The 12269-nt window shown below is 67.9% G+C and carries 12 protein-coding genes and 2 tRNA genes; 7 read left to right on the forward strand and 7 right to left on the reverse strand.

Going from position 1 to position 12269, the window contains the following annotated elements; genetic code table 11:
* Genes ACEXOR_RS15575 through pknB form a run of 5 tightly spaced genes read left to right on the forward strand, consistent with a single transcriptional unit; the run spans position 1 to position 7695 of the window.
* On the forward strand, positions 1-1314 hold the full coding sequence (locus ACEXOR_RS15575) for a Stp1/IreP family PP2C-type Ser/Thr phosphatase (protein WP_374850639.1): 1314 nt from the start codon (positions 1-3) through the stop codon (positions 1312-1314).
* Positions 1314-2735: an FtsW/RodA/SpoVE family cell cycle protein gene (locus ACEXOR_RS15580; protein ID WP_374850640.1), complete on the forward strand. Its 1422-nt coding sequence runs from the start codon at positions 1314-1316 to the stop codon at positions 2733-2735. Before ACEXOR_RS15575 ends, ACEXOR_RS15580 begins: the two co-directional genes overlap by 1 nt.
* A gap of 4 nt (positions 2736-2739) precedes the next feature.
* The gene (locus tag ACEXOR_RS15585) at positions 2740-4191 is read left to right on the forward strand and encodes a peptidoglycan D,D-transpeptidase FtsI family protein (protein ID WP_374850641.1); all 1452 of its coding nucleotides are present in this window, start codon (positions 2740-2742) and stop codon (positions 4189-4191) included.
* On the forward strand, positions 4188-5936 hold the full coding sequence (locus ACEXOR_RS15590; RefSeq protein WP_374850642.1) for a protein kinase domain-containing protein: 1749 nt from the start codon (positions 4188-4190) through the stop codon (positions 5934-5936). Before ACEXOR_RS15585 ends, ACEXOR_RS15590 begins: the two co-directional genes overlap by 4 nt.
* Positions 5937-5994: 58 nt before the next feature.
* Entirely contained in the window at positions 5995-7695 is a 1701-nt protein-coding gene (gene pknB, locus ACEXOR_RS15595) for a Stk1 family PASTA domain-containing Ser/Thr kinase (protein ID WP_374850643.1), read from the forward strand.
* Between the two features lie 12 nt (positions 7696-7707).
* Here pknB and ACEXOR_RS15600 read toward each other — a convergent pair whose 3' ends face one another.
* Genes ACEXOR_RS15600 through ACEXOR_RS15610 form a run of 3 tightly spaced genes read right to left on the reverse strand, consistent with a single transcriptional unit; the run spans position 7708 to position 9341 of the window.
* Complete coding sequence (locus ACEXOR_RS15600; protein ID WP_374850644.1) at positions 7708-8346, reverse strand: anthranilate synthase component II; 639 nt, start codon at positions 8344-8346, stop codon at positions 7708-7710.
* Positions 8343-8504, reverse strand: coding sequence for a hypothetical protein (locus ACEXOR_RS15605; protein ID WP_374850645.1), 162 nt, complete (start codon positions 8502-8504; stop codon positions 8343-8345). Before ACEXOR_RS15605 ends, ACEXOR_RS15600 begins: the two co-directional genes overlap by 4 nt.
* Before the next feature lie 6 nt (positions 8505-8510).
* Positions 8511-9341 carry a class E sortase gene (locus ACEXOR_RS15610; protein WP_374850646.1) on the reverse strand — a complete coding sequence of 277 codons (831 nt, stop codon included), beginning with the start codon at positions 9339-9341 and terminating at the stop codon, positions 8511-8513.
* 102 nt (positions 9342-9443) lie between these two features.
* On the opposite strand from ACEXOR_RS15610, the gene ACEXOR_RS15615 reads away from it, so the two are divergent.
* A complete protein-coding gene (locus tag ACEXOR_RS15615; RefSeq protein WP_374850647.1) occupies positions 9444-9713 on the forward strand; it encodes a cell division protein CrgA in 270 nt (89 codons plus the stop codon).
* 107 nt (positions 9714-9820) lie between these two features.
* Here the strand turns inward: ACEXOR_RS15615 and ACEXOR_RS15620 are convergent, their stop codons facing one another.
* Positions 9821-10678, reverse strand: a complete 858-nt coding sequence (locus ACEXOR_RS15620) for a rhomboid family intramembrane serine protease (RefSeq protein WP_374850648.1) — start codon at positions 10676-10678, stop codon at positions 9821-9823.
* Positions 10679-10731: 53 nt separating this feature from the next.
* Positions 10732-11271: a peptidylprolyl isomerase gene (locus ACEXOR_RS15625; RefSeq protein WP_374850649.1), complete on the reverse strand. Its 540-nt coding sequence runs from the start codon at positions 11269-11271 to the stop codon at positions 10732-10734.
* Between the two features lie 141 nt (positions 11272-11412).
* On the opposite strand from ACEXOR_RS15625, the gene ACEXOR_RS15630 reads away from it, so the two are divergent.
* A complete protein-coding gene (locus ACEXOR_RS15630; RefSeq protein WP_374850651.1) occupies positions 11413-11964 on the forward strand; it encodes a hypothetical protein in 552 nt (183 codons plus the stop codon).
* Between the two features lie 118 nt (positions 11965-12082).
* Here ACEXOR_RS15630 and ACEXOR_RS15635 read toward each other — a convergent pair.
* Both ACEXOR_RS15635 and ACEXOR_RS15640 read right to left on the reverse strand, forming a co-directional pair.
* Positions 12083-12155, reverse strand: a tRNA-Ala gene (locus ACEXOR_RS15635).
* Positions 12156-12186: 31 nt separating this feature from the next.
* Positions 12187-12263 (reverse strand) — tRNA-Ile (locus ACEXOR_RS15640).
* Positions 12264-12269 lie beyond the last annotated feature (6 nt).

Here is a 12269-nt window from a genome sequence, read left to right on the forward strand (position 1 = left end):
GTGGCGATTGTGACCGTGAGCGCGGCCGTATCCCACGTGGGCAAGATCCGCTCCAACAACCAGGACTCCGGCTTCGCGGGCGAGACGCTCTTCGCCGTGGCCGACGGCATGGGCGGGCACGCGGGCGGCGACGTGGCGAGCGCGCTGGCTCTCCAGCGGCTGGCCGAGATCGACGGCCAGTACAACTCCGCGGTCGACGCCGAGTTCGCGTTGCAGGAGGCCATCGTCGCGGCGAACGCGGTGCTCACCGAGACCGTGTACGAGCATCCCGAGCTCACCGGCATGGGCACGACACTCAGCGCCCTCGTGCGCGTCGGTCACAGCGTGGCGCTCGCCCACATCGGCGACTCGCGGGTCTACCGCCTGCGCGACGACGTGCTCACCCAGATCACGGTCGACCACACCTTCGTGCAGCGGCTGGTCGACTCGGGCCGCATCACGCCCGAGGAGGCCAAGACGCACCCGCGCCGCTCCGTGCTGATGCGCGTGCTGGGAGACGTCGACGCGCCGCCCGAGGTCGACCTTCAGGTCATGGACACCCGCCCCGGCGACCGGTGGATGCTCTGCTCCGACGGTCTCTCGGGCGTGGTCGAGCACGACGACATCGAGAAGATCCTGAAGAATAAGGTCACCCCGCGCGATGCCGCGGAAGCCCTGGTGAAAGAGAGTCTCGACCACGGCGCGCCCGACAACGTCACCGTGGTGGTCGTCGACGTGCACCAGTCGCTCGACACTCCCGAGGTCGAGCCGGTGATCGTGGGCTCGGCCGCCTCACCCATCGCGTTCGAGCGCGGGGCCGGCCGTCGCACCACGCGCATCGCGGGCATCCCGGGGCTGCGCCTGCACCCCCGCGGGCCGGCGAGCACCGAGCCGAGCCACTTCGAACCCGGCTCCGAGGACTACCTCGACGAGTTGATCGAAGAAGACCGCCGCCGCAGCCGCCGCCGGAAGGCGACCTGGCTCGTCGCGGCGCTCATCGTGGTCGCGCTCGTGGCCGTGGGGCTCTGGGCGGGCTACCGCTGGACCCAGACGCGCTTCTACGTGGGCGAGTCCGACGGTTATGTGTCGATCTACCAGGGCATCCAGCAGGGCGTCGGGCCGATCTCGCTCTCCCACGTCTACGAGAAGACCGACATCCAGACGGATGCGCTCACCCCGTACGCACAGAACCAGGTCTCGAACACCATCAGCGCCGATTCGGTGGCCGCAGCCCAGGAGATCGTCGACCGCCTGGGCGATTCCGCGGCTCCGGCTGCGACGCCGACGCCCTCCCCCGCGGCCACGCCCGCGCCCACCGTCTCGAGCACCCCCTGATGGCGTCGGCCCCCACCGCCCCCGTGGCGTCCGGCCCCGGCGACCCGCGCGGGAACGCCGCTCAAGCGACCCCGGCGAAGGGCATCCGGCGCATCCGGGTGCCGCAGAAGCTGCGCAACCTCGAGCTGTTCCTGCTGCTGTTCGTCTGCGCCGCCAACGCCTTCGCCGTCGTGCTGGTGCAGTTCGGGGCGCTCGGCTACGCCGACCTCACGGTGGTCACGCTCGGTGCCGGGCTCGCAGTGCTGGTCTTCGCCATGCACATCGCCCTGCGTCTGGTGGCCACCAACGCCGATCCCTTCATCCTGCCGATCGCGTCGCTGCTGAACGGCATCGGCATCGCGATGATCTACCGCATCGACATCGCCGAGAACCTCACCGGCTGGGAGTCGACCGCGCTCCGGCAGGTGGTGTGGACGGGAGTGGCCGTCGCCCTCTCGATCGGCGTGATCGTGGTCATCCGCAACCACCGCGTGCTGCAGCGGTACACCTACGTGGCCATGCTGGTGGCCGGCGTTCTGCTGCTTCTGCCGATGCTCCCCGTGCTCGGTCAGGAGATCAACGGGGCCCGGGTCTGGATCCACGTGGGCTCGTTCTCGTTCCAGCCCGGTGAGGTGGCGAAGATCGCGCTGGCCGTGTTCTTCGCGGGTTACCTCGTCTCGCGGCGCGACAGCCTGTCGATGGTGGGGCGCAAGGTGCTCGGCATGCGGTTCCCGCGCGGGCGCGATCTCGGGCCCATCCTGCTGCTCTGGGCGCTGTCGATGGCCGTCATCATCTTCCAGCGCGACCTCGGCACCGCCCTGCTCTACTTCGGCCTGTTCGTGGTGATGATCTACGTGGCCACGGGCCGGGCGAGCTGGGTGGTGCTCGGCGTCGGCCTGTTCCTCGCGGGCGGCGTCATCGCCGGCCAGGTGCTGGTGTACGTGAACGACCGCTTCACGAACTGGCTGGATGCGTTCAATCCGGCCGTGTACGACGAGCAGGGCGGCAGTTACCAGCTGGTGCAGGGCCTGTTCGGGCTCGCCAACGGCGGGCTCATCGGCACCGGTCTCGGTGAGGGCAGGCCCGACATCACGCCGCTCGCGCAGAGCGACTACATCGTCGCCTCGCTCGGCGAGGAGCTCGGGCTCGCGGGGCTGTTCGCCATCCTGGCGCTCTACCTGCTGTTCATCGGCCGCGGCTTCCGCATCAGCTTCGCGGGGCAGGACGACTTCGGCCGGCTGCTCGGCGTGGGCCTGTCGTTCACGGTGGCCCTGCAGTGCTTCATCGTCATCGGCGGCGTCACCCGCGTCATCCCGCTCACCGGCCTCACCACGCCCTTCATGGCCGCCGGAGGCTCGTCGCTCGTGGCCAACTGGATCATCGTGGCGCTGCTGCTGCGCCTGTCGGACACAGTTCGCAATCAGCCAAGGCTGGTGATCTAGACCGGTGACCCGAGAACTCAAACGTGTGAGCATCGTGGTCTTCCTGATGTTCGCGGCCCTGCTGGTGTCGACCACCGTCATCCAGTTCTTCCAGGCCGACAACCTCGCGAGCGACGCCCGCAACGCCCGCACGGTGTACGCCAGCTACGACGTCGAACGCGGCCCGATCCTGGTCGACGGCCAGCCGGTGGCGGTGTCGGTGCCCACGACCGACGAGTTCAAGTACCAGCGCTCCTACCCTCAGGGCGCGCTCTACAGCGCGGTCACGGGGTACTACACGCTCGGGCAGGGCTCCAGCCAGATCGAGCAGTCGATGAACGACTACCTCAGCGGCACCAGCGACTCGCAGTTCCTGGAGTACCTCGACCGGCTCGTCACGGGCAAGAACCCGCAGGGCGCCTCGGTCGAGCTCACCATCGACCCTGTCGTGCAGCAGGCCGCCTACGACGCGCTCGGCAGCTACCAGGGCGCCGTGGTGGCCATCGAGCCCTCGACCGGCCGCATCCTGGCCATGGTCTCCAAGCCCGACTACGACCCCAACACTCTGGCCGTGCACGACACCGACCAGGTTCTCTCGGCCTACGACTCGCTGCTCGCCGCCCCCGGCGACCCGCTGATCAACAAGACCATCAACGACCTCAACCCTCCGGGCTCCACCTTCAAGATCGTCACCACCTCGGCGGCCCTGCAGAACGCGAACCTGCCGGTCGACCACACCGAGCCCAACATCGCCCGGCTGCAGCTGCCCGGCAGCGACGCCACGGTGGCCAACGCCGGCGGCGGAACCTGCGGGGGCGGCGACACGGTCTCCATCGCCACGGCGTTCGTGCTCTCCTGCAACATCCCGATGGCCGAACTCGGCATGGAGATGGGCGAGTCCTCCCTCGGCGACATGGCGAGCGCCTTCGGCTTCGGCAGCGACCTGTCCATCCCGATGGACGTGTCGACGAGCGAGTACCCCCGGGGCCTCGACGACGCGCAGCTGGCCCTCTCGGCCTTCGGCCAGGGCAGCGACGTCGCCACGCCCTTGCAGGTGGCCATGCTCTCGGCGGCCGTCGCCAACGGCGGAACGATCATGACGCCCAACCTCGTCGACGAGATCCGGGCTCCCGATCTGAGCGTGCTGCAGGCTTTCGAGCCCAAGGAGTTCTCGACCCCGCTGACCGATGTAACAGCTTCGGAACTTTCGAAGCTGATGGTCGAGGCCGTCGATAACGGCGCAGCGACTAATGCAAGAATAGACGGCGTCAGTGTGGCCGGTAAGACCGGAACTGCGGAGAACGGGGAGGGTGATCCCTACACGCTGTGGTTCACCGGTTTCGCGCCCGCCGACAACCCTCGGGTCGCCGTCGCAGTCGTCGTGGAAGATGGTGGTGGGTTGGGCCAGTCGGGCACAGGAAACGAACTGGCCGCACCGATCGCAAAACGAGTACTAGAGGCGGTGCTGAGTAAATGAGACCCACAGCAGGGGTGACCTTCGGTGGCCGGTACGAGCTGTCCAGTCGCATCGCGATCGGCGGCATGGGCGAGGTCTGGCAGGCGACCGATCTGGTCATCGGCCGCACGGTGGCCATCAAGATCCTGAAAGACGAGTACCTGGGCGACCCGGGCTTCCTCGAGCGCTTCCGCGCCGAGGCCCGCCATGCCGCCCTCGTCAACCACGAGGGAATCGCCAACGTCTTCGACTACGGCGAAGAAGAGGGCAGCGCCTACCTGGTGATGGAGCTCGTGCCCGGTGAGGCGCTCTCCACCATCCTCGAGCGCGAGCACGTGCTCTCCACCGACCGGGTGCTCGACATCGTGGCGCAGACCGCGCTCGCCCTGCAGGCTGCGCACGCCGCGGGCCTGGTGCACCGCGACATCAAGCCCGGAAACCTCCTCATCACGCCCGACGGCCGCGTGAAGATCACCGACTTCGGAATCGCCCGCATCGCCGACCAGGTGCCGCTAACCGCCACCGGTCAGGTGATGGGCACCGTGCAGTACCTCTCGCCCGAGCAGGCGAGCGGGCAACCGGCCTCCCCCACCACCGACATCTACTCGCTCGGAATCGTGGCCTACGAGTGCCTGGCCGGCAAGCGTCCCTTCACGGGCGAGTCGCAGGTCGCCATCGCGATGGCGCAGATCAACGAGACCCCGCCCGATCTGCCCACCACCATCGCCACACCGGTGCGCAACCTCGTGCTGGCCTGCATCGCCAAGAAGCCGGAAGACCGCCCGTCGTCCACCGGCAATCTGGCCCGCGCCGCGATGGCCCTGCGCCGCGGTGACATCGCATCCGCCGCCGCCGCCGTTCCCGCCGTTCTCGGCGACGAGCCGCTGCCGCCCACGCAGGCCACCACGGTCATGCCCTCCAGCGCCCCCACGCAGGCCACCACCGTGCTCGCCGCGGCCGGCGGCGCGGGTGCGGTCTCGGGTGGCGTTCCCCCGTTCGATCCCACCGACCCGGGCACGGATGCGGTCGAGGACGAACCGAAGAAGCGCAGCCCCTGGACGTGGCCGCTCATCGTGCTCATCGTCATCCTGCTGCTGATCGGCGTCGGCACGCTGGTCACCGTGCTCTTCCAGAACTCCGGCAGCCCGGCCACACCCACCACCGCGTCGTCGACGCCCACCCAGAGCGCGACGACTCCCACGCCCAGCGTCACCCCCTCCCCGACGCCCACCCGTGTGGCCGTCTCCGAGGCCGACCTCAAGGGCAAGTCGTTCACCGATGCGGCCGCCGTGCTCGAGGCCATGGGCCTCTCGGCGAACCGGGTGGTCGGCAACGCGGCGCCCACTCCCGAGCAGGTCGACGTGGTCTACCAGGCCACGCCGGTCGGCAACGTGCAGCCGGGCACCACCATCGCCCTCACCGTCTACGGCGACGTGATCGTTCCGGATGCGCCCACCAGCGCCCCCACGACCACCACGAACACGGTGGAGCCGGGTGAAGACTTCACGGTCTCGTGGAGCTCGTACAGCTGCCCCTCGGGCACCACCCTCACGGGCTACACGCTGCAGGCCACGAACGCCACCCTGCAGGCCGAGCCGGGCACGGCCACGAGCGCCCAGTTCAAGGCCACCGGCCCGGCGACGTCGACCATCGAGATCAAATACCAGGTCACGTGCTCCGGTTCGGCCTCCGGCTTCTCGCCGGCGCTCACGCTGTCGATCGAGGGCGGCCAGCCCACGCCCACCCCGACCGCCACGAACGGCTGACCCGACATCCCTTCGCACCACCGACCACCGTCTCGACACCGTTTCAGGAGCAGCACCAGTGACCGATGACACACGTCTCCTCGCCGGGAGGTATCGCATCGGCGAACTCATCGGCCGCGGCGGCATGTCGAACGTCTATTCCGGGCGCGACGAACGCCTCGGGCGCCAGGTGGCCATCAAGCTCCTGAAATCGTCGCTCGCCGGCGACCCGGTGTTCCGCACCCGCTTCCGCCAGGAGGCACAGGCGGCATCCCGGATGGCGCACCCCACGATCGTGCGGGTCTTCGACGCCGGCGAGGAGCGGGTGGCCGAGGCGGGCGGCTTCGAGGGCATCGTGCCGTTCATCGTGATGGAGTTCGTCGAGGGCAAGCTGCTCAAAGACGTGATCAAGCAGGGCCCGGTCGACTCGGCCGAGGCCATCCGCATCACCGAGGGCATCCTCACGGCCCTGGAGTACTCGCACCGGGCGGGGGTCGTGCACCGCGACATCAAGCCCGGCAACGTGATGATCACCCACGGCGGCCAGGTGAAGGTGATGGACTTCGGCATCGCCCGCGCCATCTCCGACTCCTCGGCCACCGTCGCGCAGACCACGGCCATCCTGGGCACGGCGCAGTACTTCTCACCCGAACAGGCCAGAGGAGAGTCGGTCGACGCCCGCACCGACCTCTACTCCACCGGAGTCGTGCTGTTCGAGATGCTCACCGGTCAGCCGCCCTTCAAGGGTGAGACCCCGGTGGCCGTCGCCTACCAGCACGTCAGCGAGATGCCGGTGGCGCCGTCGACCGTGAACTCCCATGTGTCGCCCGCGCTCGACCAGGTGGTGCTGCACGCCCTCGCCAAAGACCGCTTCGCCCGCTTCCAGAGCGCGGTGGAGTTCAAGGGCGACCTCGAGATCGCCGGCGCGGGCAAGATCCCGTCCAAGCGCGTGCCCGCGGACGACTTCCAGTCGTCGCTGTTCGGAGCACCTCCCACCCTCTCCCAGGGGTCGGACTCGCCGCTCACGCAACTCGCGGGAGATGACGAGTACGCCGTACGCACGCAGTCCAGGCCCCCCGTGGTCTGGATCTGGGCGGGCATCGTCTCGGTCGCGGTCATCCTCGTGGCCATCGTGTTCTGGGTGCTCACCCTGCAACCCACCAATACGCTGCCCACCACCTCGCGCGAGATCCCCACGGTCACGGGCCAGAGCTACGAGGCGGCGGATGCCACCCTGCAGCAGCTCGACCTGATCACCGCCCGATTCGAGGTCTACAGCGACACCGTGCCCGCGGGTCAGGTCGTCGAAACCGATCCGCCGGCCGGCACCATCGTGGGCCCTGGCACGGTCATCGACGTGCGGGTTTCGCAGGGCCGCCAGGCAGTGTCGGTGCCCTCGGTCGTCAACAGGTCGGCGACGGATGCCGCGGCAGCCCTCAGCGCGGCCGGCTTCACCGTCGGCAGCACCATCAAGGAGAACTCGGCTTCCGTTCCGGCCGACACCGTCATCCGTTCGTCGCCCGACGCCGGAACGAGCGCGTTCGCGGGCGACACCATCGACATCGTGGTGTCGAGCGGGCTCGTCAGCGTGCCCGACGTCACCGGTCAGCCACTCGACACCGCGCGCGGAAGCCTCGCCTCGTTGCAGCTCGACGTGAAGGTGGAGCAGGATCCCGGGTGCAAGACCGCGCCGCTGAACCCCGTGTCGAGTCAGTCGATCGCCGAGGGCGACGCCGCCCAGAAGTCGGAGATCACCATCCGGTACTGCACCGGGTCCTGACGGCCGCGCAGATCAGACCGCGCGCAGCAGCGGGTTCAGGGTCGCGGCGCGGGCGGGAGCCTCGTCGAGTCCGGCCGTGGCGAGCCAGTTGCCGAGCATCCGGTAACCGCCCTCGGTGAGCACCGACTCGGGGTGGAACTGCACGCCGTACACCGGCGCACTCACGTGCCGGAGCCCCATGATCACACCACCGTCGGTACGCGAGGTCACCACCAGGCTGTCGGGCACCGTGCCGTCGACCACCGCGAGCGAGTGGTAGCGGGTGGCGGTGAAGCCGTCGGGCACCCCGTCGTAGAACGGGTCGTCGTCGTGACGGATGACCGACGTCTTGCCGTGCATCAGCTCTTCGGCGTTCGTCACCGTGGCACCGAGCGCCTCGGCGATGGCCTGATGACCGAGGCACACTCCGAGAAGCGGCGTGCCGTTCTCGAGGGCCGCGTGCACCACCGGGATCGAGACGCCGGCGTCGGCCGGCTTCCCGGGGCCCGGCGACAGCAGCACGGCGTCGTACCGGGCGATCGTCTCCGCGGCGTCACCGGCGTCGAACGAGTCGTTGCGCACCACCTCGGTCTCGGCACCGAGCTGCTGCAGGTACCCGTTCAGCGTGTAGACGAAGCTGTCGTAGTTGTCGATCACGAGAACCCTCGTCATCGGTCGACCGTCACGTCCTGCGCGGGCGCGGTCAGCTGGTCGATCCACGGGAACACGAAGAAGGCGAGCGCGTAGAGCACCGCCGCCAGCAGCACGAGAACGATGAGGATGCGCACCCAGAGCGGGCCGGGCAGGATGTGCCAGAGAGCTGCGTACATAGAAGGTCAGGCCCCCACGAGTCCGGCGATGTCGGCGGGCGCGCCCACCGATCGCGGTGTCCAGTCGGTCAGCACGGAGTACGCGATGATGCGCTCCGATGCGATGTAGAGCGGGTTGCAGCTCGTCATGGTCAGGATGCGGTCGGTCGCGGCCGCACCGGGAACCTGCGGCACCGGGTCGATGACGCCCACGCCGTACGGCGTCACGTACTCGAGGCCACGGAACGTGTACGTGTACCAGCCGTCCTGCGTCTCGATGTAGATCTTGTCGCCCACCTGCAGCTCGTTGATCTTCAAGAACGGGCTGCCCCAGCCGTCGCGGTGCGCGGCCACCGCGAAGTTGCCCACTTGACCGGGCATCTGCGTGGTGGAGTAGTGGCCGGCACCGCCCTTGTTGAGCACCGATCGGGGGTCGACGCCCTCGGCGATCGTCTTCTTGAAGTCGGCACCGAAGCGGGGCACGTACATCACCGCGAACTCCTCGGCATTCGAAGGGGTTGCCGTGGCCGGCGGTTCGCCGTACTGGAAGGCCGTGCTCGTGGTGGGCGCCTGTGTCTCCGGCGTGCTCGGCGCCGCCGACGGAGCGGCCGTCTGCCAGCTCTGCACCAGGTTGTCGGCGTCGGAGGCCTGCTGGTTGCTCAGCATCACGCCGTTCAACGAGAACTGCCAGCCGAGGAAGAGGAGCACGAGCACTCCGGCCGTGATCAGCAGCTCTCCGAACACGCCCACCACACGCGACACCATGCTGCGCTTGCGGCGACGGGGGCGCTTGAGCTCTGGGCGCGGTTCGAGCCCAGGCTCTGCCGTCTCGGGCGGGGAGTCCGGCAGCTCACTCATGTCCATCATCCTAAGAGGAGGAACCTGGGCAGCGGCACCGAAGGCCCTGCCTGTGGAGAACCGGTGGAGAACTGGGGGTCGATGACCGTTAGAATCATCGGCATGGCCCGAGACAAAGCATCCACGAAGGACGTCGCCCGCCGCAACCGCGATGTGCAGCGCTCCAACGCCGACGACTCGTCTGCGAACCAGCCCAACCCCGTCTGGTTCAAGCCGGTGATGTTCGGCTTCATGATCGTCGGTCTGCTCTGGATCATCGTGTTCTACGTGAGCCAGGGCCTGTTCCCCATCCCCGACCTGGGCAGCTGGAACATCCTCATCGGGTTCGGCATCGCCTTCATCGGCTTCATCATGACCACGCGCTGGCGCTGAGTCCGCCCGCCTGAAACCCGGCACGGGGCCCGCTAATTACACGCCTGTAATTATCCCCAATGTGGAAACTCCTGTGGAGAAGTCCACAGTGTGGATAACCCTGTTAGTCAGATGAGGGCCCGCACCACGGTCAGCGCCACGAGAGCGGCCGCGATGCCTGCGGTTCCTGCGATCTGCAGCGTGCGTTGACTCCGGTTGCGCGTGCGCACGTACACCAGAGCCACCAGCCCGCCGGCCACGATGCCGCCCACGTGTGCCTGCCAGGAGATGCCCGGCACGAAGAAGCCCCAGGCCAGGTTGAGCACCACCAGCACCACGAACTGGATGCTGTTGCCGCCGAGGTGCCGGTTGATGATGAAGAAGGCCCCCATCAGCCCGAAGATGGCTCCGGATGCGCCCACGGTTCCCTGGAACGGGTCACCGAGCAGGTCGACGGCGACCGAGCCGCCCAAGCCGGCGATCAGGTAGAGCGCGAGAAAGCGTCCACGGCCGAGCATCCGCTCCAGCACCCCGCCGAAGATGAACAGCGAGTACATGTTCAGCAGGATGTGCAGCGGCAGCAACGAGGCCGTCGAGTGCGTGAAGACGGCTGTCAACAGGCGCCAGGGCTCTTGCGGCAAACCGGAATCGGGCTGGACGTAAGCCGGGGCGAACAGCAGGGCGTTCGTCACACCGAGCCCGGGCAGCAGCTGCAACAGGAAGACGACGACGCAGAGCGCGATCAGCGAATACGTCACCACGGGGGTCTCGCCGCCCGTCACCCGGCGCACGAACGCCCGCCCCCGGCGCGGGCGCGGAGCGCTCGCGCGATCCTGACGCGCGCACTCGACGCAGTGCACCCCCACGGCCGCCTGCACCTGGCAGTCGGGGCAGATGGTGCGACCACAGCGCTGACACAGCACGAAGCTCTGCCGATCGGGATGGCGATAGCAGTAGTTGTCAGACGTGTGAGCGGCGCTCGTCATCGGTGGGTCTGCCTGGGAGGTGTCGCGTCAGTGAGGGGCGGGCCGACCGGTGCTCAGACCTCGTCGACGGTGATGCTCTCCAGCACGACCTCGTCCAGCGGGCGGTCGTAGGCATCCGTCGCCACTCCGGCGAGCTTGTCGACGATGCGCTTGGAGGCGTCGTCGGCCACGGCGCCGAAGATGGTGTGCTTGCCCTGCAGCCAGGTGGTGGGGCCCACGGTGATGAAGAACTGCGAACCGTTGGTGCCCTTGCCGCCCTGGAGCCCGGCGTTGGCCATGGCGAGGATGTAGGGCTCGTTGAAGTTCAGCTCGCCGTTGATCTCGTCGTCGAAGCGGAAGCCGGGGCCGCCGGTGCCGTTGCCCAGGGGGTCGCCGCCCTGGATCATGAAGCCCGGGATGATGCGGTGGAAGACGATGTTCTCGTACAGCGGCGCGGTGGTGGCCTGACCCGTCTTCGGATCGGTCCACTCGAGGCCGCCGGTCGCGAGACCGACGAAGTTCTTGACGGTCTTGGGAGCCTGGTGGCCGTACAGGTTCACGACGATGGGGCCGTGGTTGGTGGTGATGGTGGCGACGTGAGTGTGTGCGGGCATGGCCCAATTCTGTCATACGGGCTCAGTCGTCCAGTGAAGGCCCAGAGAGTGTTGAGCCGATGATCAGCGCCGCGAACTACTGCGGCAGTGCATTGCGTGCCAAGATGAGATTGTCCGTGCTTTCGCCGATGGAGGTTTCACATGAGTCTTTCCCGCAAGCGCCGTAAGGCGCTCAAGCGTCTGAAGGGTTCGGCAGAAGAGCTGTGGCTCGACCAGCAGGATGTGCTCGACCGCGCCAACACGATCATCCGTGAGGCCGGCAAGCAGGCGAGCTTCCTGGCCGACGAGCAGGTCAAGCCGCGCGTCAAGACCGCTGTCGACTCTGTCGCCCCCACGGTGAGCCGCAAGGTCGCCGACGTGAAGGTGGCCGGTTCGGCCGTCAAGAAGCAGTTCGCCACGGAGGTCATCCCGGCGCTGGCGTCGACCATCGGGTCGGCTGCCGCCGTGCTGCAGGCCTCGAAGAACCCGGAGTTCGTCAAGGAGGCCGGCAAGAAGGCCCAGAAGGCGGCGAAGACCATCAAGAAGTCGGCCCCGAAGTCGGGCGGCTCGAAGGTCGGCGCGGCGTTCGTGATCAGCCTCGGCATCGTCACCGCCGCCGGCATCGGGTACGCACTCTGGCAGACCTTCCGGGCCGACGACGAGCTCTGGATCGCCGACGAAGACCCCGAGCCCGAGACCAGCCCCGAGAGCTGACCTCCCGCCCCACCAAAAGAAGAAGCCCCGCACGGTGTGTGCGGGGCTTCTTCTTTGTCGAGAACTCAGCCATTAACGACGAAAGGGACGCGTGTACGCGTCCCTTTCAATTGGCACGTGGAGCCTGGGAGAATCGAACTCCCGACATCCTGCTTGCAAAGCAGGCGCTCTACCAACTGAGCTAAGGCCCCGATGAGACTTTCGCCTCGAGGGAGTAATCGGTGGTGGGGTTACAAGGACTTGAACCTTGGACCTCTTCGTTATCAGCGAAGCGCTCTAACCGCCTGAGCTATAACCCCGTTTTT

It is taken from the genome of Herbiconiux liangxiaofengii, assembly GCF_041927335.1.
Taxonomy (GTDB): Bacteria; Actinomycetota; Actinomycetes; order Actinomycetales; family Microbacteriaceae; genus Herbiconiux; species Herbiconiux liangxiaofengii.